Annotated in this window: 21 protein-coding genes; 16 read left to right on the top strand and 5 right to left on the bottom strand. The window is 62.0% G+C overall.

The genetic code is table 11. The features are described 5' to 3' along the window. Window positions 1-176: 176 nt before the first annotated feature. Together G9373_RS23760 and G9373_RS23755 are read right to left on the bottom strand one after the other, a co-directional pair. Window positions 177-623, bottom strand: coding sequence for an RES family NAD+ phosphorylase (locus tag G9373_RS23760; RefSeq protein WP_133987624.1), 447 nt, complete (start codon window positions 621-623; stop codon window positions 177-179). Window positions 624-886: 263 nt separating this feature from the next. Beyond that, window positions 887-4,195, bottom strand: a complete 3,309-nt coding sequence (locus G9373_RS23755; protein WP_133987625.1) for a protein kinase — start codon at window positions 4,193-4,195, stop codon at window positions 887-889. Between the two features lie 730 nt (window positions 4,196-4,925). Here G9373_RS23755 and G9373_RS23750 point away from each other — a divergent pair. The 3 genes from G9373_RS23750 to fdhD all read left to right on the top strand — a co-directional run bounded on the left by G9373_RS23750 (window position 4,926) and on the right by fdhD (window position 9,053). Continuing rightward, entirely contained in the window at window positions 4,926-5,840 is a 915-nt protein-coding gene (locus G9373_RS23750; RefSeq protein ID WP_133987626.1) for a LysR family transcriptional regulator, read from the top strand. An 82-nt stretch (window positions 5,841-5,922) separates the two neighbouring features. Next, entirely contained in the window at window positions 5,923-8,226 is a 2,304-nt protein-coding gene (locus tag G9373_RS23745; protein ID WP_133987627.1) for an FdhF/YdeP family oxidoreductase, read from the top strand. Then, a complete protein-coding gene (gene fdhD, locus G9373_RS23740; RefSeq protein ID WP_133987628.1) occupies window positions 8,226-9,053 on the top strand; it encodes a formate dehydrogenase accessory sulfurtransferase FdhD in 828 nt (275 codons plus the stop codon). Before G9373_RS23745 ends, fdhD begins: the two co-directional genes overlap by 1 nt. 483 nt (window positions 9,054-9,536) lie before the next feature. Here the strand turns inward: fdhD and G9373_RS23735 are convergent, their stop codons facing one another. Both G9373_RS23735 and G9373_RS23730 read right to left on the bottom strand, forming a co-directional pair. Next, window positions 9,537-9,890: a VOC family protein gene (locus G9373_RS23735; protein ID WP_133987629.1), complete on the bottom strand. Its 354-nt coding sequence runs from the start codon at window positions 9,888-9,890 to the stop codon at window positions 9,537-9,539. A 253-nt stretch (window positions 9,891-10,143) separates the two neighbouring features. Beyond that, window positions 10,144-10,809, bottom strand: a complete 666-nt coding sequence (locus tag G9373_RS23730; protein WP_133987630.1) for an FCD domain-containing protein — start codon at window positions 10,807-10,809, stop codon at window positions 10,144-10,146. A gap of 126 nt (window positions 10,810-10,935) precedes the next feature. On the opposite strand from G9373_RS23730, the gene G9373_RS23725 reads away from it, so the two are divergent. After that, window positions 10,936-12,114, top strand: coding sequence for an MFS transporter (locus tag G9373_RS23725; protein WP_240960700.1), 1,179 nt, complete (start codon window positions 10,936-10,938; stop codon window positions 12,112-12,114). 843 nt (window positions 12,115-12,957) lie between these two features. Here the strand turns inward: G9373_RS23725 and G9373_RS23720 are convergent. Beyond that, the gene (locus tag G9373_RS23720; protein WP_065491471.1) at window positions 12,958-13,560 is read right to left on the bottom strand and encodes a TetR/AcrR family transcriptional regulator; all 603 of its coding nucleotides are present in this window, start codon (window positions 13,558-13,560) and stop codon (window positions 12,958-12,960) included. Window positions 13,561-13,899: 339 nt separating this feature from the next. Between G9373_RS23720 and G9373_RS23715 the strand changes: the two genes are divergently transcribed. The 12 genes from G9373_RS23715 to G9373_RS23660 all read left to right on the top strand — a co-directional run bounded on the left by G9373_RS23715 (window position 13,900) and on the right by G9373_RS23660 (window position 26,011). Then, window positions 13,900-15,093: an LLM class flavin-dependent oxidoreductase gene (locus G9373_RS23715; RefSeq protein ID WP_133987631.1), complete on the top strand. Its 1,194-nt coding sequence runs from the start codon at window positions 13,900-13,902 to the stop codon at window positions 15,091-15,093. Next, window positions 15,090-15,956, top strand: coding sequence for an enoyl-CoA hydratase/isomerase family protein (locus G9373_RS23710; RefSeq protein ID WP_167117054.1), 867 nt, complete (start codon window positions 15,090-15,092; stop codon window positions 15,954-15,956). Before G9373_RS23715 ends, G9373_RS23710 begins: the two co-directional genes overlap by 4 nt. Window positions 15,957-15,959: 3 nt before the next feature. Continuing rightward, window positions 15,960-16,754: an enoyl-CoA hydratase/isomerase family protein gene (locus G9373_RS23705; protein ID WP_133987633.1), complete on the top strand. Its 795-nt coding sequence runs from the start codon at window positions 15,960-15,962 to the stop codon at window positions 16,752-16,754. Between the two features lie 10 nt (window positions 16,755-16,764). Further along, a complete protein-coding gene (locus G9373_RS23700; protein WP_166680776.1) occupies window positions 16,765-17,631 on the top strand; it encodes a branched-chain amino acid ABC transporter permease in 867 nt (288 codons plus the stop codon). Continuing rightward, complete coding sequence (locus G9373_RS23695; protein WP_133987635.1) at window positions 17,628-18,617, top strand: branched-chain amino acid ABC transporter permease; 990 nt, start codon at window positions 17,628-17,630, stop codon at window positions 18,615-18,617. Before G9373_RS23700 ends, G9373_RS23695 begins: the two co-directional genes overlap by 4 nt. Beyond that, window positions 18,617-19,402: an ABC transporter ATP-binding protein gene (locus tag G9373_RS23690; RefSeq protein ID WP_133987636.1), complete on the top strand. Its 786-nt coding sequence runs from the start codon at window positions 18,617-18,619 to the stop codon at window positions 19,400-19,402. Before G9373_RS23695 ends, G9373_RS23690 begins: the two co-directional genes overlap by 1 nt. Next, window positions 19,389-20,108, top strand: a complete 720-nt coding sequence (locus G9373_RS23685; RefSeq protein WP_157951352.1) for an ABC transporter ATP-binding protein — start codon at window positions 19,389-19,391, stop codon at window positions 20,106-20,108. Before G9373_RS23690 ends, G9373_RS23685 begins: the two co-directional genes overlap by 14 nt. 168 nt (window positions 20,109-20,276) lie before the next feature. After that, on the top strand, window positions 20,277-21,497 hold the full coding sequence (locus G9373_RS23680) for an ABC transporter substrate-binding protein (RefSeq protein ID WP_166680777.1): 1,221 nt from the start codon (window positions 20,277-20,279) through the stop codon (window positions 21,495-21,497). A 31-nt stretch (window positions 21,498-21,528) separates the two neighbouring features. Beyond that, a complete protein-coding gene (locus tag G9373_RS23675; protein ID WP_240960693.1) occupies window positions 21,529-23,412 on the top strand; it encodes an AMP-binding protein in 1,884 nt (627 codons plus the stop codon). Between the two features lie 8 nt (window positions 23,413-23,420). Continuing rightward, window positions 23,421-24,176 (top strand): creatininase family protein, encoded by a 756-nt coding sequence (locus G9373_RS23670; RefSeq protein ID WP_133987639.1) that lies wholly within the window; start codon window positions 23,421-23,423, stop codon window positions 24,174-24,176. A gap of 210 nt (window positions 24,177-24,386) precedes the next feature. After that, window positions 24,387-24,908 carry a flavin reductase family protein gene (locus G9373_RS23665; protein ID WP_095869587.1) on the top strand — a complete coding sequence of 174 codons (522 nt, stop codon included), beginning with the start codon at window positions 24,387-24,389 and terminating at the stop codon, window positions 24,906-24,908. Next, the gene (locus G9373_RS23660) at window positions 24,908-26,011 is read left to right on the top strand and encodes a 3,4-dihydroxy-2-butanone-4-phosphate synthase (protein WP_167117048.1); all 1,104 of its coding nucleotides are present in this window, start codon (window positions 24,908-24,910) and stop codon (window positions 26,009-26,011) included. The genes G9373_RS23665 and G9373_RS23660 overlap by 1 nt, the downstream gene beginning before the upstream one ends. Window positions 26,012-26,036 lie beyond the last annotated feature (25 nt).

Genomic DNA, 26,036 nt, shown 5'->3' with positions numbered 1-26,036 from the left:
GAGTGGACTACCCCGATTGCGGCACGGATCGCGCTGTGCATCGTGAGCTGCTCTTGGAACTCGCGTTTTGGCGGTGTGAGCCCTACTCGCCGCGCCACGTGCGTGAGCATCGCGGACCCCGGCGCCGGACGCCGTGTGCCGCGTGCCCAACCGGTTCGCCCACGTGCGTCGCAGCCTCAGGTGATGGTGTAGCCGAGCTGATAGGCCGCGCTGTCGATCGGCCCGGACAACCCGGGATGCGACAACGGCAGCGACAACGCCGGCAGCGCAGGAAACGCGTCGGCGGCGCGTTCGGTGATCGCGATGCAGACACCGCCGGCGAACCGGCCGCGGTAGACGATCCCATCGAGATCGTCATGGGCCCGGTGAATGGTGCGGGCCCAGTGCTGGGTTCGGCCGTGCGCGGCGGAGTCGAGGGCGTGGTTGCCGCCGACCCGGGTCACCCAAGCCCCCTCCCCGATGCCGGACACATCGAGCAGTCTCAGCGGGCGGGTGAATCGCAGCCCGGTCAGATACGGGTCGCCGCGGTGCCGGTCGATCACCCGGGCGCTCTGAAACGCCTCGGCCAACCCGCCGCGAGGACTGACGGCGCCGTACCAGATGCCGTAACCGGGACGCGCCACCGACCGTGGAGATCCGACTACGAGCCGTCCCCGAGGTGCGTGACGGCGCACGCATCGTCGACGTACCCGAACGGTTCGAGGTCTCCTGACAAACTGTCACGACAGGCGCAAACAGTACGAAGCCGGAGGTCTGGACGGACTGTCCAAGATCGCGCGCCGTCCCCATTCGTTCCCAAGACGCCCCTGTACCGCTCACCCCTGTTCGGGCTCCCGTCTCAACCGCAGCCTGCACGCCCACATCAAACTTGATTGAGCTCGAACGATCAGAGTTCTTCGCGTCGGGTCTGGTCAACGAACCAGGCCGCGATCTGTGCTCGTGAGGTGAATCCGAGCTTGGTCAGGATGTGTTCTACGTGGCCTTGGGCGGTACGGTCCGAGATGACGAGACTGGCGGCGATCGCCCTGTTGGTCAATCCCTTGGCTACAAGGTCGGCGACCTGCCATTCACGTTTGGTCAGGTTCGTCGCGGTACCAGCGGGCGGCGTCGTGCCCCTGGGCGGCTCGCTCAGGGCATAAACAATGGCACCTTGAATTCCGAGCGTCCGCCCTTCCCGGTGGGCGGCCTGAAAGGCGCGCTCACCGAGCGCATGGCGAATCCGGCGCTTGTTCTCTTCATGGTGGACGAGGAGGTGAGGGAACATCACCGTCGAGCTGCCCACGGTGTGCCCCAATTCCTCGGCGGCACCCATAAGGACCGCAGCACGCTTTGCACGGCGCTCGTCACAGAGCCACGCGAGGGATTCCAGACACACGGTGACGGTAATTTGATCGTCCGCCAGTCGGCCGAGCCGCAAACTCTGTTCAAACAAGCGGGCGGCACGATTTGAATCTCCCTGCTGCCACACCCCAACGCCCATGGACCACAACGAATACGAGCGATATATCGACTCGCCCAGGTTTTCCGTCATCGCGATTACCTTCTCATGACATGCCATCGCCCGCGGAATGTCCTCACGCAGTCCGTATGCCAAACCCAGCAGGTACAGAACTGCAACCTTCCGATGGTCATCGTTCAGTGTCGCGTAAATATTGCGGGCTTCTTCCAGAAGTCCGCTCGCGCGCTGAAGGTCGCTGTTATTGATCGCAAGTAGTCCTTCGGCTTGGGCGACGAGTGCATGCGTCATCGGATCGTCGATTTGCTCAGCCAAGGATCGCCCCTCCTCGACCAGGGCGGTCGCCGCGGGGATGTCGCCCTGCAGTTCGGACAGCACACTGCTGTAGTACAGGGCTTTTACGCGTGTAGCGGTGGACTTCCGGGGATGGCAGGCTAGGGCGCGGTCGAGCCAGTACCGTCCCTCGGTTAGCTTGCCGCGGGTAAGCCAGAAGGGATAGAGCGCGGCTGCGATCCGCAGCCCGGCCTCGGTGTCGGTATCGCCAGCCTCGGACAGGCACAGCGTCATCGCCTCACGGAGATTCGACTGCTCGCGCCCGAGACGTGCGATCCATTTCAACTGCTGGGAACTGACCCACTCCGCCTCCGCTGTCAGTGCCAGCTTCTCGTACCAATCCCGGTGCCGCCAGCGCAACGCCTGGTAGTCGCCGGACTGCTCTGCTTTGTGTCGGCCGTAGTCACGCACCGTCTCGAGAAGGCGGAAACGGACCACTCCGCCCGGAGCGTCCCTGATCAGGATCGACTTGTCGACTAACGCCGTCAGCATGTCGAGCAGATCCTCAGGAGCCACCTCTCCCTCGCAAATGCCCTCCGCCGCATCCAATTCGAAGGTTCCGGCGAATACCGACAAGCGTTCCCACAGCCGCTGTTCCGGGGAACTGCACAGGTCGTAACTCCAGTCCATTGACAACCGCAGCGTCTGTTGGCGCCTCGGCGCTCCACGACTTCCCAGGGTCAGCAGTTTGTACCGGTCATTCAGTCGTTCGGCGATTTGATCGGCGGACATCGCCCGCAACCGCGCGGCCGCCAACTCGATCGGCAGGGGTAGGCCTTCAAGTGCACGGCAGATGTGCGCTACCGTAATCCGGTTGTCCTCGGTCAACTCGAACCCGGACACCGCGGCGGCGGCACGTTCCATGAACAGCGTCACGGCGTCGTACTGGGGAAGCCCGCGCAGGGACGACTCATCGTCCGTGTCGGGAATCGTCAGCGGCGGTACGCGCAGCACAGCTTCCCCTTCGATACCGAGGGCCTCCCGGCTCGTGGCCAAAATCCGAAGCTCGGGACAGGTCCGAAGCAGTTTCCCGGCGAGCGTGGCGACTGCATCCACCAAACGCTCACAGTTGTCGAGAACGAGCAGAAGGTTGCGTGTGGCGAGGTACTCCGCAATTACGCGTTCAAGTGGTCGTGCCGACCGATCACGTATGCCGACCGCCGCAGCGACCGCATCCACGAGCAGTGACCGCTCGTTCAGTTCACCAAGCTCGACCAGTCTCACACCGCCGGTGAACCCGCGCCGCGCCTCCGTCGCAACGCGTAGCGCGAGGCGCGTTTTGCCGACCCCGCCGATCCCAGTCAACGTGACCAGACGGTAAGTAGACAATTTCGCCTTTGCGTCGGTCAGCTCGCGACGGCGGCCTACGAAGCTAGTGAGGTCCAAGGGAAGATCTCCCGCCGCTCCCCGTGTTGACGGCGGGATCGCATTGTGGAGCAGGCCGGCAGTGGAGCGGCGACGGGCTCTTGGTAGGTCTTGTTCGGAGCGCTTCGCGCCTGGTTCGGCGAGCAGGTCCATCTCTTCGACCGGAAAATCGTGAGCGAGCTGACTCTGGCGTAATTCGTCACCGAACTGCGCCGCGCTGAGGGGACGCTCCCGAGGATCTTCTGACATCGCGTGTTCGATGGCCGCGCTGACATCATCCGGAATTCCCTGCTCACGGAGATCTGGTACAGGTTGGGTGGTGATGCGGAGGAACTGTGCGACTACTTGCTCGCCGCTGTGACGTTCAAAAGCTGCGTGCCCTGTCACGGCCGAGAACAAGGTCGCGCCGAGACTGTAGATGTCGGAGGCCGCGCTGGGCGGCTCCTCTCCCTTGAGGACCTCGGGGGCTGTGAAAGCCGGGGATCCGGTGAGAATGCCCGTCGAGGTCTCGAATCCCCCAGCAAAATGCGCGATGCCGAAGTCAGTCAGGGCCGGCTCGTCGTAGTCGGTGATCAGGATATTCCCCGGCTTTACGTCTCGATGGAGGATGCCGAGACGGTGGGCGGTCTCGAGCGCGCCGGCCAACTTCACTCCGAATCGCAGAGCCTCGTCTAATTCAAGTCGGCCCTGCCGGCGGATTCGGGTGTCCAACGATCCGTGCGAGTGGTATTGCATCACGATGTAGGGCCGACCACTGGTTGTGGTTCCAATGTGGAGCACGTTAGCGATGTTCGGGTGACCCGTAAGGCGGCCCATCGCCCGCTGTTCTCGAAAGAACCGTGCCCGGTTGTCTTCGTCCAGGTTGGCGGTGAGGACCTTCACCGCGACAGTGCGGTCCAGCGAGGGCTGCCCGCAACGGTAGACAAGACCGAAGCCGCCATGTCCGATTGCATGGACCTCCGCAAACCCTGCCGTGGTCAACTCCGCGACGACGGCGGACGCCACGTCACGCTGAGTCTCGAGCGGATCACCATTTGCCATGCGCAGCTGGCGATTCACTCGATCCGACGGTCTCCCGAAGACACAGCATTTCCTTGTCCCTCAATGATGTGCACTCAGGGTAGCTCCACCTGGCATCGAGTCGGGCACTTATGTTGATCAAATCATCGATACCGACCGTCTGGTTCCGTTGCAGTCGCCAGGGGAAGCCCTGTCACCACGATGCCCGAAACGGCCAGACTGGACTGGGAGTAGACCCCGGCCAGCGATGCGCGAGAGATGGCCTTGACACCAATGGGTGCGCTCGCGCTCAGGCCACTCTGACCTCTCGATCGCCGGTTCTTCTCGCGTGATCACTGTCGGGGCAGATCTCGACGATCGCCCCCCGATGAGATTGTCGGCGCACACGGTCCGCATTTCCGATCCAGCCGGGTAGGCCAAACGATCGATCGGTCGGTCGACTGATGCGCAAGGCCCTGCACGAGCCTGTGCACGCAGTCAACCTGGGCTTTAACTCGCGGTAGGTGCGCACTCTGTTGATCAGGACGTTTGATTCGAAGACCGCTTACCGCGAGACTCACCGTCTCCGTCTCCACTGAGGTTCCTGTGTGTAGACCATGCAATCGCGGCGGATAAACCCTGTACAACAATTTATTTCGAGATGCAGACCGATATGCCTCCCTGGCGTGAGCGACGCATCCGATACTTGGCTATCTGGCCGCAAAGCTTCGCCGCCTCCACCGGGAGCGAGACGGGATGAGAAGATTATGCTGTGCAGTTCCGGCAGCTCGAGTACCTCGTCGTTCTCTCGCGCGAGAAGCACTTCACTCGCGCAGCGGATGCATGTGCTGTCTCTCAACCGGCCTTGTCGGAGGCGATCCGCAAACTGGAGATCGAACTCGATCTGCCGCTGATCGTTCGAGGCCACAAGTTCGAAGGCCTCACAGTGGAGGGCGAGCAGATCGTACGTTGGGCTCAAAGAATTCTTGCCAACCAGGAATCACTCCTGCACGAGGCCGCCAGCCTACGGTCGGGCGTCACCGGCACCCTCCGAATAGGGGTCATTCCCACCGCATCCGCGACAGTCGCCGACCTGTCGAGCCCATTGTGTGTGAGGCACCCCCTCATCACGGTGCGTCTCACCGAAGACCTGTCTTCGAGCGAAATCACAGCTCGGCTCGATCGCTTCGAGCTCGACGGCGGCATCACCTACCTCGACGACGACATCGCCCTGCGCTACCACGCTTTCCCGCTCTATCGCGAGCGATACGCACTATTGACCGCCGACGATCCGACCCGCCCGCGCCGCGCCGACATCTCCTGGCGCGAAGCGTCGACGTTGCCGATGTGCACTTTGCCGTCGATCATGCGCGGCAGGCGCATCCTCGACGACTATTTCGCCGACGACGGAGCAGTCCACACCGCACAAGTCGAAACCGATTCCATCGCTTCCCTCTATGCCCACGTCAAGACCGGGCAGTGGGCCGCAGTGGTCCCTCAGGTGTGGTTCAAAGTATTCGGTGAACCACCTGGCCTCCGGTCCACTCCACTCATCGAAGGTCGCACAGCTCCAGTGGTCGGGTTGATCACCCGCGCAGAAGACCCGTCGTCCCTCCTCATTCAGGCTCTTGAAGCGACGGCTTCGGTCCTCGACCAGACATCATCGGCGACGCCTATCGACCAGTAGGACGGGCATCTTGGACACCACCCATATCCGTGGTGCACCCTCGACCGACTGTCTGTAAACCTGGGGAAGGCTGCACCTGCTGATGGCTCGTCGAGACGACTACGAATACGACGAGCACAGCATCGTCGTGACGAAGAACAAGCAGTACGCCGCAGGCGTACCGGCGGTGCTCGTATCACTTCAACGCGGCATGTCACAGATGGGTGCGACGCGCACCGCTGCCTCTCTCGCCAAACTCAATCAGCGCAAAGGTTTCGACTGTCCCGGCTGCGCCTGGCCGGAAACACCCGGCCACCGCAAGCACGCCGAATTCTGCGAGAACGGCGCCAAGGCCGTCGCCGAAGAAGCCACCAAGCGGACCGTCGGCCCAGACTTCTTCGCCACGCACTCCGTTGACGATCTCCTCGGCCGCACCGAGTACTGGCTCGGACAGCAGGGACGCCTCACCCACCCAATGGTGCTACGCCCAGGCACCACACACTACGAACCAATCGAATGGGATGACGCGAACCGCATCATCGCAGACGAACTGAACGCGCTGGGTAGCCCACATGAGGCGATCTTCTACACCTCCGGCCGAACGTCTAATGAAGCAGCGTTCCTCTACCAGTTACTGATTCGCTCGTTCGGCACCAACAACATGCCCGACTGTTCGAACATGTGTCACGAATCGTCCGGCAGCGCACTGACCGCCTCGATCGGCATCGGCAAAGGATCGGTATCCGTTCCGGATATCGAGAACGCCGACCTCATTCTCATCGCCGGCCAGAACCCGGGCACCAACCATCCACGCATGCTCTCCACACTCGAAAAAGCCAAATCCAACGGCGCCCGGGTTATCGCCATCAACCCGCTCCCCGAAGCCGGACTACTGCGGTTCAAAGACCCACAGAAGGTTCATGGTGTCATCGGCGACGGAGCCGCGATCTCCGACGACTTCCTGCAGATCCGCATCGGCGGCGACATGGCCCTCTTCCAGGGGTTGGCCAAACTGCTCGTCGCCGCCGAGGACGCCGCACCAGGAACCGTCCTCGACCGACCCTTCATCGACCGCCACACCGCGGGGTTCGACGCATGGCTCGATCACATCCGCAGAGTCGATCTCGACACGGTCGTCGACGCCACCGGCCTGACAATCGAACAACTCCACGACACAGCCCAGGCTCTGATCGAGTCGAACGCCACCATCATCTGCTGGGCGATGGGGCTGACCCAGCAAACACACGGTGTTGCCACGATCGAAGAAGCAGTGAACCTGCTGCTGATGCGCGGCATGATCGGCAAACCCGGAGCCGGGGTATGCCCCGTCCGCGGGCACTCCAACGTCCAAGGCGACCGCACCATGGGCATCTGGGAGAAGATGCCAGAATCGTTCCTCGCCGCCCTCGACACCGAATTTGACATCACCTCACCACGAGAACACGGCCTCGACGCCGTCGACTCCATCCGCGCCATGCGACAACGGCGAGCCTCGGTGTTCATAGCAATGGGTGGCAATTTCGTGTCCGCCACGCCCGACACCGACGTCACAGAGGCCGCCCTCCGGAACTGTTCGCTGACCGTCCAGGTGTCCACAAAACTCAACCGGAGCCATCTCGTTCACGGCCGCACCGCACTCATTCTGCCGTCGCTCGGCCGCACCGACAAAGACGTCCAGGCGACTGGCAAGCAGTTCGTGACCGTCGAGGATTCGATGTCGATGGTCCACCGTTCCCGCGGAAGTCTCACCCCGTCGAGTATCCACATGCGCTCCGAAGTCGCCATCGTCTGCGGCATCGCCGAGACGCTGTTCGGCCCCGGCCATCCCGTGCCGTGGACATCGTTCACCTCCGACTACGACCTCATCCGGGACTCGATCTCACGCGTCGTGCCCGGCTTCGAGGGCTTCAACACCAAGGTCCGACAGAAAGAAGGGTTCGGACTCCCCCACCCGCCGCGAGACTCACGCACGTTCCAGACGAAGACTGGGAAAGCGAACTTTGCCGTCAACGACCTCGTGTGGCTACCTGTTCCGCCTGGCCGACTCATGTTGCAGACCATGCGAAGTCACGACCAGTACAACACCACCATCTACGGTCTCGACGACCGCTACCGCGGCGTCAAAGGCGGCCGGCGAGTTCTGTTCGTCAACACCCGCGACATCGAGAAACTCGGATACCGAGACGGCGACCACGTCGACTTGATTTCCGAATGGAAGAACCGGAGCGGGTCCATCGAAGAACGACGAGCCGACAACTTCCGACTCGTCGCCTACCCCACGCCTGTCGGCAACGCCGCCGCCTACTACCCCGAAACCAACCCCCTCATTCCCCTCGACCACGTCGCAGACAAATCCAACACACCCGTCAGCAAAGCCGTCCTGATTCGGCTCGAGCACCGACCCTGATGGGACGCATCACCACCCGCCGCCCCATCGTGCGCGTGCGTGGACCGAACTCCACATCTCGGCCCGACACACTCGTTGTCGAGGAACCACTCGAAATCCGCGTCGGAGCCTCCCCGCTCGCGGTCACGATGCGCACCCCGGGCCACGATGTCGAACTCGCGCACGGCTTCCTCCTCACTGAAGGAGTCATAACCAGCGGTGACGACGTCGCTTCTGCCCGCTACTGCGACGGAGTGGACGACAACGGCCTCAACACCTACAACGTCCTCGACATCACCCTCACCGAGGGCATCCCCCCACCTCAACCCGGTGTCGAACGCAACTTCTACACAACCTCCTCATGCGGAGTATGTGGGAAAGCATCGCTCGACGCCGTTCGCCTCGCGACGGTCCATTCCCCAGCCGAGGACACCACCACGGTGCATGTCGATGTTCTGGCGACGCTGCCCGACCGGCTACGCCAGTCGCAGAAAGTATTCGACAGCACCGGTGGCTTACATGCAGCCGCACTTTTCGATCAGTACGGGCAGTTACTCGCCCTCCGCGAAGATATCGGCCGACACAATGCCGTCGACAAGGTCGTCGGCTGGGCAATCGCTCAACACCGCATCCCCTGCAGGGGCAGCATCCTCATGGTCAGCGGTCGCGCCTCGTTCGAACTCGCCCAAAAAGCCGCAATGGCAGGCATACCCATACTTGCCGCTGTCTCCGCGCCGTCGTCACTCGCTGTCGACCTCGCAGACGACACAGGACTAACACTCGTGGGGTTTCTTCGCGGCCAGAACATGAACCTCTACACCCACACCCATCGGGTAATGCAGGGCTGACCACGTGAAATGCACGGGCCCGCGGGCTTCCGCCGCGAGTTCTGCGCGGAGAGGCGCGGCAAGGTCAACTGCGCCGATGTTGGACAGGTGTCGTGGGCCCCAGGAGACGAACCGGTCAAACGTGTACTCGACCCAGGGGCCGTGCCGTCATACACAACTGGCTTCGACGAGCTCCGCGAGTATCCTGTGGACGCATGTCGACATGCGAACGCGTCGAGGGTCGGCACTCTTGGGCATTCCGATCACTTCGGCGACGCTGACACCCGTCCACGCCTTCCACCAGCGTTTCGAGTACCGACAATCCTCTCGTGTTGCTCCCTCGCGTTTTCAGACATAAGCCGTATGGGCAAACAGCGCAGCCTCCGAAGGAGACGCGGAGTCTGTTCACCTTTGTTGCATAGCTACTCTGCGAATTGGCCGGTGCGCGCACAGCGAAGTACTGCAGATGACCTCGGTCCGTAGCGCCGGTGTGGCGGCGAAATCTTATCGGGTTAGCGGACTGTAGAACACCAAGCCGTTGCCGTTATTGTCGTAGCCCACTGCACGGCGTTCATGTCCGTCGTCATACGGGCCTCCCACAATGCCACCACCGCTGGCTTTTATGGCCTTCGCCGCAGTGTCGACATCGGCTGTCCTAATGCCGACGACAATCTGCCCGGGTATCGGATGGTCCACCGCAGTCGCCAACGCGACAGTGACAGTCCCTCCATCGAGGGCCGCGAAGTGGTCCCCGTCGCGGAACTTCAATGGCATTCCCAGGGTCTCGCAGTAAAACCGGATCGATTCGTCCATGTTGTCGGTCGACAGGACGATCATTCGCACTTCATGCTCGCTCAACGGTACCTCCCATGTAATTCTCGGTCATTCCGGGCCTTGTGACGGAGTCAGGCGGGGTCGGGCCGGCACGCACCCCGCCGTTACTGAGACAGATGGTCATCACCGTGTGCCCGGCTTCAGCGATAGGTGGTCAGAATCCTGGCGCCGCAGCCGGTGCGACAAATCCTGCGCATGAGCGACGATTATTGCTCACCAACACCGAGTTCGACACCCTTCCTTCATCTTCCGAACCCGATGCCGTATCGGTGCCTTCCTAGCGTCGTCTCACCCCGGACAGCATGTGGTCCACAAGCGTTCCCGCAGCCTGGGCGGCCCGAGTATGGTCGCCGGCGGCGATGTGCTCGATCAATGCAGTGTGGACGACTTCGTGCCCCGGGATGTCTGCGGTGGCCTCGACACTGGCCGCGACGGCTTCAATTAAGCCCTGGTATAACTCAATCAAGATCGTGTTATGCGAGCAGCGCACCACGGCCAAGTGAAACTCGGCGTCGGCGGCGGCAGCCTCATCGAGGGGTCCGCCTGCAACGTGATGGCTCTTCGCCAACAGTGCGCGCAGTTCGGCTAGTTCTTCGTCGGTGCGATTACTCGCGGCGAGCCTGGCGCCTTCGACCTCCAGTCCACGCCGAACCTGCAGAATCTCTTCCAGCTCGGTGCCGCACAGCCGCCCCAGCGCCCCGGACACCTCGCTGGTGGCGCGGACGTAGGTCCCGTCGCCCTGCCGAACCTCGAGGATTCCTGCATGAGCTAGACCGCGGACCGCCTCACGCACCGTATTGCGGCCGACACCAAGAGTCTGAACGAGTTCAGTTTCATTCGGGATGCGTTGCCCGACTGGCCAGTCCCCCTTCGTGATTCCCACTCTGATCTGCGCGATGACTTGGTCGACTAGACCGGCTCGTCGAACGGTGCTCAACGCCACACAAACAACCTTTCATCCAATGATGGGATGTATGCAACGATACCAAAAATGAGGCCGATGCAGCGAATAAAGCGACAAAATGACTACGCCGACAACGTGGCGCTGGAGATCGACGGTGCGATCGAGATGCGGGCGAGCCCCGTGCCCGCGCTGGCTGGCGGCACCTTGCTTGCCATAGCCGTCATCCTCACGGCGTTAAACCTGCGGTCCGCGGTGACGAGCGTGGCCCCACTACTGGGCGACATGCAACAGGACTTAGCCGTTTCGGCGGCCTGGGCAGGCGTGCTCACCACTTTGCCTGTCTTATGCTTCGCTGCCGCAGGCTTGGCAGCCCCGAGGCTGGCTACCCATCTCGGGTTGGGTCGCGCGATCTCGTGCTCTCTTGCCATGATTACAGTCGGTCTCGCCGTGAGGGCCCTCGACGGGCCGGCCTTGGTTCTTGGAGCGAGCCTCGTGGCCTGCGCCGGCATTGCGTTGGTGAATGTGCTGATCCCAGTCGTTATCAAGGGTTCGTTTCCGGCCAAGATCGGCCTGATGACAGGGATCTACACCGCAGCCCTTCAAGGCGGCGCAGCAATAGGCTCGGCGCTGACCCCGGGTCTGGAACAACCGCTGGGCGGATGGCGGCCTGCCCTGGCGATTTGGGCCGCACTTGCAGTCACCGCCCTAGTGGTGTGGGTACTGGCGGCGCGGCGACACGGTGCTACGTGGGTACAAGCTCAAGTGTCTGAGACGCGCCGATCGCTACTTCGCAACCGGCTAGCTTGGACCGTCACGCTGTTCTTCGGCAGTCAATCATTCATGGCATACATCGTAATGGGTTGGTTGCCACAGGTTTTTATTGATGCAGGCGTGCCAAAACTGCAGGCTGGGATAATCGTGGGGATGTCGGCATTGATCGGCGTTCCAATTGCATTAGTGATCGCCCCTCTAGCCGCGCGCAAACGCAGCCAGAGTGCGTGGATCGTCGGCCTCAGCACGGTCGGCGTGATTGGAGCGGTGGGGGCCATGGTCGCCCCGGCCTCCCATCCAGTGATCTGGAGCATTGCCATCGGTGTCGGACAGAGCGTCTTTGCACTGGCTCTCACTGTCATCGCCCTCCGGACGAAGACTACGGGAGAAACGGTTCAGCTATCAGGAATGGCTCAAGGATTCGGGTACTTGATCGCCAGCGCGGGCCCCCTGTTCTTCGGGCTTCTCCACGAGCTGACACATCGATGGACCGCTTCTTGGATCCTGTTTCTTGCGGTGTGCACCGTTCAAATCGTCACCGGCGCCTTGGCCGGACGTAACCGGTACGTCTGACCCGTGCCGCCCGCGGCCGCTTGCCGTGTCGGATCTCGCTCAGGACTGCGTCGGGCGGTCAACGAGGGCGAGTTCGTAAAGCAAGCCGTCGCGGGCGGTCGTCAGTAGGTCCGCATGCACGTAGCCGTGCGCCCCGCCCGGAATAGCTTCATCGAACGCTGGATAAGGCCCGGGCTCGATGCGCATTGGATTAAGCCAGAGTTGAATGGCGCCGGCGCGAACGCCAGGGGCGCCTCTCGCAGCGTGCGGGACACCGCAGTAAATCTCCGGTTTCGGCATGGGCATTCTCGGCGCAGGATGGTGTCCGGGGGGCCGGTGATCGTCTCCGCGGCGACGTACGCGCGTGGAGCCGGACTGGCGCTCACTCACCAAGACTGACCATGGCAGCGGACCACCCATACCGGGTCCGCCCCTAGGCGGTCGCACCGTCCTCGTCGTCGTCGTCCAGGGCCGAAGGTGTAATAGTTTGCCCTGAAGACGACGTCGCCTTCTGGCGCCGCACCACCACGTTTACCGGTCCGGCCAGACACTTCCGCACGGAAGGGCGCGAATCCCGTCATTGCGCGACACCCGGGCGGGCCCTATGAAGTCGTTCCGTTGCAAATGCCGCATTGAGGATCAACCAGCTGCCTAGACTGATTGTGCAACAGCATATTTGAAACTTCGAGGTCGAGGCTGAAGCGGCCGACACAGGCGGAAGCCGCCTTCGCCCGATCGACGACGATCAAACGCCAAACCCCGTTCAATCAGGATATCTAATTGAACGGGGATCGACTCGCAGCCCAGTACCCGCTGCTATCGCGACGTTTCGTAGGCACCTTATCAATCCGGGCGGGTCCGACCTCACTCGGCTCGAGGCGAGATCAATGCCTGAACCGCCGCAGTCGACATTGTCTTGACGATCGACTCCTGGTCAAGCCCTTTGTTGAGGGTGGGTACGGTATTCAACATCGAGAACACCGCCTGCGTGAGCAGGCGCACCTCCGGATCCGACAGCTCGGGCCGCAGCGACGAGACTGTCGAAATCCACTCCTCGGCGTACATATTCATCGCTCGTCGGATGCGCCGACGATCCGTTTCGGGAAACGCGTGCTCGTTCTTGAGGAAAATTAGCGTTGTCGGAGCCGCAGACAGCACCGACCTGATGTGGAAGTCGACCATGGCGTCCAGCGCAGCACGCGGATCGGGCTCCGATTCCACCGTCGCCCGCGCGGACTGATGGAGAAACTCCAACGGATTTTCCACCACTGCGATGAGGAGGGCCTGCTTGTTCTGGAAGTGACGATAGAGCCCGGGAGCGGAGATTCCCGCCTTCGCGCAGATCATCTCGACCGTGACCGAGTCGTAGGGCTTGTGCAGGAACAGATCGGCGGCGACCCTTAGCAGTAGCTCCCGGCGTGACGGGCGAACCGTTGGCGCCGTTGCCGGCATCTGGTCAGTCTTCATGGTTCACACCAGCAACTGGAGAGCCCAAAAAATCAGGGACCGGCGCATGAAGAGTCGCACACCACCCGCAGGCGGCGCGCCCAACCATCTTGATCAGTTCCATGCAACCAATGGTAACACTCATTAACACAATCGGACAGCAGACGGACACCTGCCGTCGTTAGCTGCGGGCCGACACTCCCCCGAGGGACCCCACGATTTCACGTCTGGTCAGGCATGTTGCTAGCCGGGCCCAATGAAGGCGCTGGATTGCCCGCCAAGTGTTGACAAGCTCACACTCTCGTTCTACGTTAATGCTCATTCACGTTAATGCGCATTCACACACGAAGGGTTGTGGCTATGCGATTCATCTTCATGAGCGAGGGCGAAACGCCCCCAGGGCATACCCATGAGCACCGTTACCGGGAGCTCGTCGACGAGGTCCTCCTCGCCGAAGAGGTGGGATTCGATGCGTTCGGCACTTCTGAGCAGCACGTGGCGATCGGCACAGCGACGACATCCGCCCCGGAGGTCCTCTATCCGTACTTGATGGCCCTCACCACACGCATTCGGTTCGTGCACCTGGTCACCCTGCTGCCCACACGCATCAACCACGCGCTTCGGGTCGCCGAGAGGCTGGCCACCGAAGACATTCTGTCCAACGGCCGCGTGGAACTCGGTGTCGGCCGAGGCAACACCACACTCGCACTGCGCGCCTTTGAGGTTTCGCCGACGGAAAACAAGGCGCAGCAGATTGAAGGGCTCGAAGTCATTCGCCGCGCACTGCACAACGATGTCTTCTCGTTCGTGGGCGAGCACTACAAGATCCCACCACGAAGTCTGGTACCCAAAGGAATTCAATCTCCGTATCCACCGATCCACATGGCCACCGGAAGTCCCGAATCTGTTCGAACTGCCGCCGAACTCGGCGTCGGCGCGATTGTCGGAGGCTTCTACCTCGGCTTCGAATTCCTCGAGAACATGCTCCGCATCTACGACGACGCTCTCGCCGGCGCGACGCACACATATCCACTACAGGCACAAAAGCTCGTCGCTGTCGGCGGCGGTATGCATTGCGCCGAAACCCGGGACGAAGCCCTCAAGTGGGCACGGGGCCTCACTGAATCAGTCGCACTATCGACGGACGCATACCAGCGCCTGTCGAAACTCTCCGATGACTACCAGTACATGGGAGCCGTCAAGCATCTCGACTTCAACGACGAACGTTACATGTTCGAAGAGTCGTCCGGCTTCATCGTGGGCGATCCCGAGGACTGCGTCGCCCAGGTCCAGCGATTCGCCGACTTGGGCGCCGACTCCCTCGTCATGCGCATCGACGGGCTCCCCCACAAGGAACTGATGAAGTCGATCGAACTGTTCGGCAAATACGTAATCCCCAAGTTCAAGAACCCCAAGGCTGTCGTGCGCACCCCTGAGGCGATTCTGGACGACATTCGCACCGCACGACCGGCCCACTACGCCGAGCTCGAAGCGTTCGAAAGTGCACAGAAGGAAACAACCGGCAACACCGTCGAGGTAGGAGAAGCACGATGAGCACATTGGCCGCGGATGACATCTTTAGCCGCTACCCGAAGGAGATCTTGATCGAGCGCAAGCCGAACGGGGTCCTCCTCATCACCATCAACCGTCCCGAGCGACTGAACTCCCTGACGATGCCGATGTTCAAGCACCTGTCCGAAATCTGGGAGGACGTCGCCCGAGACCCCCAGACGCGAGTCGCCGTCATCACCGGCGCCGGCCGCGGCTTCTGCACGGGCATGGACGTGCGCCAACCGGACCCCACTCTGGATGACGCGATCGAACTCATGGAGGACGAACGGCGACGGATCATGAGCCTCCTGAACATGGACAAGCCACTCATCTCGGCGATCAACGGACCGGCGGTGGGCTGGGGTTTGTCGATGGCACTGCTCGCGGATATCAGCGTAGCCGCTGAGGACGCCTTGCTCCTGGACGGCCACACCCGCATCGGGGTGGTCGCCGGCGACCATTCTTCCCTGATCTGGCCGCTGCTGGCCGGCATGGCCAAAACGAAGTACTACCAACTCACTTCAGCAAGTCTGACTGGCGCGGAGGCTGAGCGCATCGGCCTGGTAAGCCTCACCGAACCGAAGGACGCCGTGCTCGGGCGTGCCCTGGCGATCGCCGATGATCTTGCGCAGGGCTCGCAGCAGGCAATCCGCTGGACGAAGCGATCGCTGAACTCAGGTTGGCTGACCAACGCCCTCCCTCAGCAGGAATTGTCTGCGGCGTTGGAGACCCTCAATTTCGCCGGCGCGGACTACACAGAGGCCCGACAAGCCTTCCGCGAGGGCCGGCCGGCCCAATTCCCCTCCGCCCGCCGCGATAACCACTCCGTCTTTGATTCCCCGGCGACGCAAGAAGTTGCTAGGTGAAGCATGTCAGGACTTGAGACCCGACAGGCCGCTGGGTTCACCACTGTAGACCGCGCGGGCGTCCTGGTCGTCACCGTGGACCGGCCGCCGGCAAACGCACTGAACCGATCAGCCATTCACAATCTCGCGGCGCTGTTTGCCGAACTCGGCGAGATGCGTGAAGCGCCGCCGGTCGTCCTCACAGGTCAGGGAGAACGATTCTTCTGTGCCGGAGGCGACATAAGAGAACTCGAGGGAGCCGCCCAAGAAGAGCTGGACGCCCGGATGCGGGAGTTTCATGCGCTACTCGTGGCCATGGACCGATACCCGCGACCGGTGATCGGCGCGATCAATGGTCACTGTGTGGGCGGTGGCATGGAGATTGCCCTGTTCGCCGACACCGTGTTGGCCGTCCAAGGTGCGCGATTCGGTTTCCCAGAGATCAATCATGGCCTCCTACCGGCCGATAAGGGCATTCAGCGCGCCACCCGACTACTCGGAGCACGCGCAGCGAGGAAACTGCTCTTGTCGGGGGACTTATTTGATGTCGAGCGCGCACTGGAGATCGGCCTCGTCGATGTTCTCGCGGACCCCGCAGAGCTTGTCGATGCGGCAGTCGCATCCGCGAGACTCGCCGGGGCAAAGGCACCAGTGCTCTACGGCGCTTTGAAACGCAGCCTGAACGATCCAGACGACGCCCGCGACGAAACCTCTCTGCAGCGCACACTTGCGTCTGCCGCCGAATACTTCGACGACCCCGTTGCCCGAGCATTGCGAGATAGCTGGAACGGCAGCCGATCTCGAGGAGGAAAGGGATGAAGGTGGAATCGTGTTAGCCGTCGTTGTTGCAGGCTTTGTCAGCGGCGCGGTTCTGCTGCTCGCGACAGTGGGCTTTGAACTCGTGCGCCGGGTGGAGGGCTTCCTCAATATCGCGCTTCCCCAGCTCATTGTGCTCAGCGGGTTCAGTGCGTACGGATTCAACGTGCTGCTTGGGCTGCACTGGATAGTCTCCTGTCTCGCGGCGCTCGCAGTCACGTCGGTGGCGGGCGTCGTATCGGCTCGGCTGATCTTTTGGCCGATGCGCGGACGTCCGCACTATATCCCGATGATCGCGTCCGTCGGTCTCGCATTCTTCATTCACGCAATGATCGAGGTATTCACGGGGTACGGCGTAAAGACGCTCAACGTCCCTCTGCAAGAGACCTTCCGCATCGGTGGGATTGCAGTGGCCGGAATTGATCAGGTCGCGGTAGTCATCATTGCCGCCCTGGTGGTTGTGGCATTGCATTTTTGGCTGTCGAAGTCCTACAGCGGACGGGCGTTGCGCGCGATGGCCAACAATCAGGCGCTGGCTCAAATTCGCGGCGTCAACACCTCCTATCTGCAATACCTCACCTGGGCGGTGGCGAGTGCGCTGGCTGCGCTGGCGGGAACGCTCATCGCCTTCACCGCACGCATTTACCCCGAGCTTGGCTGGGATCAGGTGCTGATCATTTCCGCCGCCGCAATCATCGGCGGACTCGGCAGTATCTACGGCGTGATGCTCGCGGCCGTCCTCGTTGGTCTCACGTCAAGTCTCGCGACCCTCGTCATCCCGTCCGAATACACCCAGATGGTTGTGTTCGCGGTCATCGCCTTGGTCGTGTTCATCCGGCCTGAGGGCCTCTTCAGCGGTCCGAAGGAGCGTGTCGCATGAGCACTCTGCTGATTCTTGGCGGACTGATCACCCTTATGGGGATCTACGCCGTCGCAGCCCTAGCGCTGAACCTTCAGTTCGGTGTCGGCGGGATGGTGAACTTCGGTGTGGCGGCGTTCTTCGGTGTCGGCGCCTACGCCTACGCACTCACTGTCATGCCGGCTCCATCCGGCTCCTACACATATACTCTCGGGCTTGGCTTGCCGTGGTGGGCGGGCGCAATCATCGGTGGTCTTGTATCAGCTCTACTCGCGTTCGTTGTCGGAAGCGGCCTACTGAGGGTCGGTGGTGAGTACCTCGCTGTTGTCTCGCTCGCGCTTGCCGAGATGATCCGCCAGCTGTTCATCAACCAACCGGCGATCGCTAATGGGGCGCGCGGACTGCTGAACGCGCCGGTGCCCAGTCTCGACATCATCCCGGGCCGAGCGCAGGCGTTGTTCGTCGCCGCGGCCGTTGTGGTTGTTCTCGGAATCAGCTACCTGCTCTTCCGGCGTGTGACGCGATCGGCATTCGGTCGAAGCCTGCGCGCCATAAACCAGAACGAAGCAGTCGCTCGCTCGCTCGGTGTGAACGTCTACGCGGTCAAGCTCAAGGCTTTCGTCTTTGCCGCGTTCTTCATGGGTCTGGCCGGGGTCATGTACGTGTGGTATCTGTCGATCCTTACTCCGACATTCTTCAACGTGAATATCACCTTCACGGTCTTCATCGCTCTGATTATCGGCGGGACAGGCAGCAATGCCGGCGCGGTGCTTGGTGCGGTCGTCCTGTTGGGTCTGCGCGAAGGACTCACATACATCCAGGTGGACTTCATCACGCCGGAGCTGTTGGCCAGCCTTCAGGACGCACTGCAGGGTTTGGTCCTCATCGTGATACTCCTGTTCTGGCCGGGTGGTCTCTTCCGGCCGCGGCTGGCCGTCTACCCGCCACCCCGCTCCGCCTCCGTGGCGCCTGCTGTGCTGGCCACTTCTGCGGCAGGTGGTCGCTGATGACTACACCGAATCCCTTGCTCGAAGTGAAGGGCGTTGTGAAGAGCTTTGGTCAGCTCCGGGCGCTCGACGGTGTCGACATGGTAGTGGGCCGAGGCAAGGTTACTGGTCTCATCGGGCCAAACGGCTCCGGCAAAACGACGCTGTTCAACGCGGTGTCCGGCTTCCTCGAGCCTGATGCGGGGACGGTCCTGTTCGACGGTCGCGTCGTGACAGGGGCTCCGACGCATCAACTTGCCCGGATGGGTCTCAAGCGCACATTTCAGAACACCGCCGACTTCACCGACATGTCGGTCGTGCAGAATCTGCTCACCTCTGTGCGCACAGTGCCAGGCGAGCGCCTGTCACGGCTCTTCACGTCTCCGCGGCAGATTTCGGTGAGTGAGCACAGCTTGCTCGACCGTGCATGGATATTGCTTGATCGCTTGGGATTGACGGAACTGGCGAATGCCCGCGCGGGAGATCTGTCGATCGGCCAGGGGCGCCTACTCCAGATTGCCAGACTGCTCATGGAGCCGCCGTCGCTGTTGATGCTCGATGAGCCTTCCTCGGGGCTCAACCCCGACGATCAGCACCGCCTATCGACGACAGTGCGTCAGCTGCGCGACATCGAGGGTGTAACGGTGCTCGTCATCGAGCACAACATGTCGTTCATGAACGCGATTTCCGATGCACTGTACGTAATGCACGACGGCCATGTCATCGCAAGCGGCCCACCGGCGGAAGTCATCCGCGACCCCCTAGTTATCGAAACCTATTTGGGAGTACGCCGTGCCACTGCTTGATGTCGAGAACCTAACCAGCGGGTACGGTCGAAATAACATCATCCGTGGCATTACTTTTGCTGCTGATGAAGGATCGATCACAGCCATCATTGGTCCTAATGGCGCCGGCAAGACAACCCTCGTGCAGACCATCGCCGGGGTCGTCGATGCGCGCGGCGGGAGCGTCAAGCTTGGTGGAGAGCCACTCGATGGGATGCCCGCCCGCGAGCGAGCTCGCCGCGGCCTCGGATATACGCCTCAGCTGCGCAACGTCTTTGGCGCACTATCCGTCGAGGACAATCTGGAAGTTGTCACGCGCGCGATGCGGCTGCCTCATGACCGCGTGGATGAGGTTTTCGAGCTGTTCCCGATCCTCGCCGAGCGCCGGAAGCAGCGATCTGGGACTCTTTCAGGCGGGCAACGCCAGCAGCTCGCCATCGCCTCCTCGTTGCTCATGCGGCCGAGGCTGTTGATTCTCGACGAACCCACCACCGGGCTAGCGCCCCAGATTGTCGATTCACTCATCGAGCAGATCTGCGTTATCGAGCGCAGCGGGACCGGCGTCTTATGGGTGATCGAAGAGCATCCCAGCCAAATCCTGCCGCTGTGCGGACGCGTATTTCTCATGGAATCCGGCCAGATTCATCACGCGGCGAACGGGCCGCAACTGCTCGCGGATCCGGGCTTCGCCGAGATGTTTTTGGGTGCCCGAATCCCACAGGCGTGAGCGCCACGCATGGTTTTACGCGATCGCAGATAGAGAATACCGGTTTGACTCTCCTCGCTTCTACCCAAAAGTGTCTACCACCACCCCAAAGCAATAGTCCCACAGGAGATTTTGAGGATGAAAGTACTAAGAGCAACAGCAGGTAAGGTGTCAGTCGCGTGCGTCGTCATGGCGACCGGGGCAGTGCTCACAAGTTGTGGCGACGGTGGAGGGGCGTCCGGCGGAACCACGGTGATCGGTGTGGCCGCGCCGCTATCGGGTGAAGCCGCCATTTTCGGCGGGCCCGTCGATTCGATCACCCGAGCAGTAGTGAACCATGTCAACAAACGCGGCGGCATCAACGGGACTACACTCGAGGTCGTGAGCGAGGACGAGAAGTTCAACGCCGAGGATGGAGTCCGCGCCGTCACCAAGCTCATCAATAAAGATGACGCGCAATTCATCTTGGGTCCGACGTCATCGACATTCATGGCGACGCTCGGCCAGGCAGAACGCAGCGAGGTTGCCATCGCATCTCCGTATGCCGGCATCGTCGAGTACGACGACCAGGCCAACCCCTACACCTTCCGTACCATTGGCCCGGACACTTTCGATGGCCTGGCGGTTGCAAAAAACATCTGGGACAACGGTTTCAAGACTCTATCGATACTCTACGAAAACTCTGACTCAGCACGAAGCACATCGAGCTGGTTGGAGGACTACTACACACGGCTTGGCGGCAAGGTCGTGGCGAAAGTCGCATTCAACGGCGGACAGAGCTCCTATCTGCCGGAGGTTCGCAGTGCCTTTGAACCCCAACCCGATATGGTGTTTCTCGCCGGCTCCGTCGAGCCTGCTGTACCGATCGTGCGCGAGTGGGCGCGGTCAGGGATTCCCGGCAAATGGTCCTTTATCGCCGAGCTGACCTTCCCCGTGCTACTCGACGAGGTCGGTGCCCAATACCTCGAAGGCGCGTACGGGCAGTCCGCGTTCGCAGCAGACTCGCCGTCCGTCTCGGGGATGCGCGATGTGCTGATCGAGGAGTACGGCCAGGAGCAAGGCATGGCCATCGCTCAGCAGCCGACGGCGGCCATGGCATACGATGCGATCGTTTCGGGACTCTTGGCGATGGCGGCCGGTGGCGAGGCTACAGGCACGGCGATTGCCGAGAATCTTCACAACGTGACTGATTCCGGCGGCGCGCCGGTGTTCTCCCTGGATGAGGGCCTGGATCTCCTGGCCAGAGATGAGAAGATCGACTATCACGGTGCCAGCGGCCCCGTCGACTTCAACTCGACGAACACGGCCGCACCCGACTACGGCGTATATCAGGTGGTCGATGGGAAGTGGCAGGTAGTCAAGCGCTACACGGGCACCGAGATCAATGATCTGGCTGAGGAATTGCAGTGACAGTGGGACGGAGATGGAGAACATGGTTTCAATGAGCTCGCCTGAAGGCGGCAGGAACGGGGTACCCGTGCTGCGCAGCGTGTCGGGATTCGAAGCCGTGGATCGCACCTTCGCTCAGATGCTGTGCGACCGCGCCGAGCGCGAACCGGATACGGTCGCATTCTGCAGTTGGGTGGACGGCGATGCCCGCCCGACCAGCTGGAGCGAGTACCTGGAGGAAGTGCGGGAGACCACCCTGGGCCTCCATGATCTCGGGGTGGCGTCGGGCGACCGGGTGGCCATCATGTCTTCTACCCGCCGGGAGTGGGTCGTGGCGGCACTCGCCATCCTGAGTGTCGGCGGCGTTCCCGTCGGCGTGTATCCAACCAGCTCGGTCCCCGAGGTTGAGTACGCGCTCGAAAGCAGCGGCGCAACTGCTATTTTCGCCGAGGGCACATCTGACATCGCCAAGGTCCGCGCGGTCGCTGCCGGATTGCCACATTTGCGTGCAACTATCGGGTTCGATGCCGAGCCGGCGGACCTGCCGGAAACGGTCAAAACCGTACATTGGGACTACTTACGCGCCGTCGGAAGCGCACGGGCTGTGGCTGAGCCGGAACTGTTCACGCTTCTTGTCGAAGCGGGCGACATAGACCAGCTGGCCGCGCTGTTTTACACGTCTGGATCCACCGGCGCGCCAAAGGGCGTGAGACACACGCACCGCACTCTCCAGTACTCCGTACTTGGTTTCGCAATGTCCTACCCCGAGATCGGGACGACCCGGCACGATCTCGTTGGATTCCTCGGACTATCACACGTCGCGCCGGCTCTAGTCGGCGTCTTCGCGCCGATAATGACGCGACTCGTCATCACGTACTGCACAATGGATCAGCGAGTCGAAGCGCTCATCGGGGTGCGGCCAACTGCCGTCCTATGGCCGCCGAGGATGCACGAGAAGCTCGCCAGCGAAATGCTGCAGACACTTGCCGAGTCCGGCAGAGCCTTCCGCCTCGGATACTCGATTGCCATGAAGGTCGCCCGCAAGGTCAGCGATCTACGCTGGCGTGAGCGTCAGGTGCCAAGGTACCTCGAAGCGCTCTACGAATTGTGCATGAAATGCGTCTTCCTACCACTGCGGGCGAAGGTCGGCATGGACCGCATCGAGGTCAGCTGGACAGCCTCCGGAAGCATGACCCCCGACGTCGCAGCGCTTTGGCATATGTGGGGTCTCGATCTTCGCGAGCTCTTCGGTACAACAGAAACGTGTGGCTCCGTGATCGCGCAATGGGACCGGGCCTTTCCGGCGCCAGGAACCATCGGAAAGGCCATGCCCGATCCCCGGTGGGTTGTCCGTGTATCCCACGAAGGCGAGCTGCAGGTGCGCAGCCCATGTCTCTTCGACGGCTACTGGCACAATCCGGAAGCCACAGCCTCGGCTCTGGAGGACGGGTGGTATCGCACAGGCGATCTTGTCGAGCTGAGCTCCGATGGCGAGGTGACGATCATCGGGCGAATGAAGGATGTCCTCAAGACCAGCGGCGGCAAGAGCGTCAGCCCGCAGCCGATAGAGGTACGGCTCAAAGCGAGTCCGCTCATCGACGAGGCGATCGTCGTAGGCGAAGGCCGGAAATACCTCACGGTACTGCTCAGCGTCAGCGACGAGACGCAGGCAATGACTCCACACGAACGCAATGCTGCTCTGACCCGATGGATCGACGAGGTCAACTCCGAACTCGCCCGTCCACTGCAATTGAAGAAGTTCCGGATTCTGCCGCGGGCGCTGTCAGCAGCAGCGGGCGAGCTGACGGCCAAAGCCACCATCCGGCGCTCCAACATCCTCGCCTCCTTCACCGATCTCGTCGACGACATGTACGACGTCGGCGAGCAGGACGAGATTGCCCGCCAGGCTCGATTTGCCAGGACGGATCGCAAGTAGGTGCCACTATGAACGAACTTCGGATCGAATACATGACGAGTGCCGAAATCGGTGACGCAATCGCAGACGGGGCACGCACAGCGATCCTGCCCCTCGGTGCAGTCGAACAACACGGCCAGCATCTACCTCTATCAATGGACGCCGACCACGCCGACGAGCTTGCCGTGCGGGTCGCGAACGACCTCGGCGGTGCGCTCGTCCTGCCGACCGTTCGTGTCGGATACTCGCCGCATCATCTCGGATTCCCCGGCACACTGTCCCTCCGGGCGTCGACTCTCGAGGCGATCTGCGAAGACTACAGCGCCCACCTGGCCGCGTCCGGTTTCGAGCGGATTGTCCTGTTCTCGGGCCACATCGGCAACTACCCGGTCATGCGCGACTTCGAATTGCGTCTGGCGGACAAATTGGCACCACTGTCGGTCATCGTCTTCACCGACAGTGAAGCGATTCTGGACGCCTGGCGCTGGGCCGCCGAGGACATGGCCTCCCTGGGCGGCAACGTCGGTGGGCACGCCGACGTCGCGGAAACCTCTGTGATGCTCGCACTTCACCCGGACAAGGTTCGCGTCGAGCGCTTTGCCCGCGGATACTCGGGCATGGTTGACAAGGGACTCCTCGATCGCGCCTTCCGTGAGGGCATCAGTTCGATATCGCCAAACGGTGTCCTGGGAGACCCGGCGGGCGCGTCGCCATCCATCGGGGCGGCATGCCTCGATGCCGTCACCTCCCTCATCGTCCAGCATGCGCGTGCCCGGGGTGCCTGACATGCACGAAACGGGAGCAACCCTTACGCGATCGTCCGACGCCGATAAGTCCGCTCGATACAATCGTCCCCACACAACGAAGGGGACATTCAACCCGACTTCGTACCGGTCGTCGCCGGATCGCCTCCACCACTCGGAGGGCGACCTCCGTGAGCGATGCAGTGTGTTCAATGAGCAGATCAATTCACCACTCAGCCAAGGCGGTACGCCATGATGACTTTCGATCCAGTAAAGACAGGTGACTCGGAACGGGATACCACCAGGCTCCGCCGACTGTACGGGCAGTACCCGACTGGCGTCGCGGCAGTGTGCGCGCTCCAGGAGGGACGACCGGTGGGAATCGTAGCTACCTCGTTCACACCAGTGTCCATGGACCCGGCGTTGGTGTCGATCTGCGTGCAGCACACTTCGACGACGTGGCCGACTCTGTCGAAGGACGGCCATCTCGGTATCTCGGTCCTGGCATCGACGCACGAAGCAGCGAGTCGCCAGATCGCGGCCAAGAACACCGATCGGTTCGCCGGGATCTCCTGGTTTGCAGGCGAATCCACTGCAGTGTTCCTAGCCGACGCCGCAGCATGGTTCGATTGCAGGATCTCAACGTCGATCCCCGCCGGGGACCACGATGTTGTACTTCTGGAGGTCAACAGCACCGCGGTAAATGAGACAGCGAAACCCCTTGTCTTTCATGACAGCCGTTTTCGCACACTCGTGATCGGTGAGGAATCGTGATGACCGACGTCTGTGATCTGAAAAAAAGAATCCAATCCGCGACAAACGCGTTGACCACCGGAGCGCCGGTACTGATCGTCAGCGGAGCTGACGATCAGGAAGTCGCCGATGTGCTGATTCCCGCCGCCCTCGCCAGCCCACGGTGGACCGCATGGGCAGTTCGATACACCTCCGGACTGTTGTGTGCGGCGATGCGCTCGACCCGGGCAGACGAGCTGGAACTGCCCGCAATGGTGCGGGGCAACGGCTTCAGCGCAACAACTCCGGCCTTCGGTATAGGTGTGGACGCCACTGCCGGCGTCGGAACCGGTATCAGTGCGACAGACCGGTCGCGGACCGCTCGGGTGCTCGCCAGCCCGCAGACCCGCCCAGTGGATCTGACGCGGCCGGGACACATCCTGCCGTTGAGAACAGCTCCACGCGGAGTGATCGAGCACCGAAACAGTGCGGAATCGGCGGTCGACCTGTGCGAAATCGCCGGACTTCCGCCAGTAGCGCTGACGGCCACGTTGCTGAGTGACGATGGAACCCTGCTGCAGGGCACCGAACTCGCGGCATTCGCCCGGGTTCAGCGCGTTCCAGTGGTGCAGCTCCAGGATGTGGTGCACTACCGCCTACATCACGGCGACGGCCACGTTGGGCGGGTTCGCCATACTGCTACACGGATTGTGGACGTTCCAGACAGGTCCATGCGCGTAGTCGACTTCGACGACGAACTGACCGGCGCCCACCACACGGCCTTCATCGGTTCGACAACGCCTGCGGCAGCTCCGACGGTGTACATCGTCTTCGAATGTTCGCACCGCGATCCGCTCGTATCCGACTGCGGGTGCCGACATGAGTTCGAGACCCGTCGAGCCCAAATCGCCACAGAAGGCGGGATCATCGTCTACTTGCGGTCGAACCCGCGGCCCGCCAACCAGTACACGGTTCAGGGACACGAACTGGCACAGGGATCCATCACTTCCATCCTCACTCACCTTGGATTCACCACGGTCATGGTGTGCGGATGGCCGGGTGGTCAGGACCCGACATCGGCCTGCGCGCTCGACCTGACGCCGACTGTCCGCAATCCGGCCTACAAGACCGCCGCGTCGCTCTGACTGCCTCGAACCGCGGCTGGGGGAC

It is taken from the genome of Rhodococcus sp. A14, assembly GCF_011603105.1.
In the GTDB taxonomy this organism is placed as follows: Bacteria; Actinomycetota; Actinomycetes; order Mycobacteriales; family Mycobacteriaceae; genus Rhodococcus_F; species Rhodococcus_F opacus.
The sequence above is the reverse complement of the archived record's forward strand: the minus strand, read 5'-3'. Positions and strand labels throughout refer to the sequence as shown.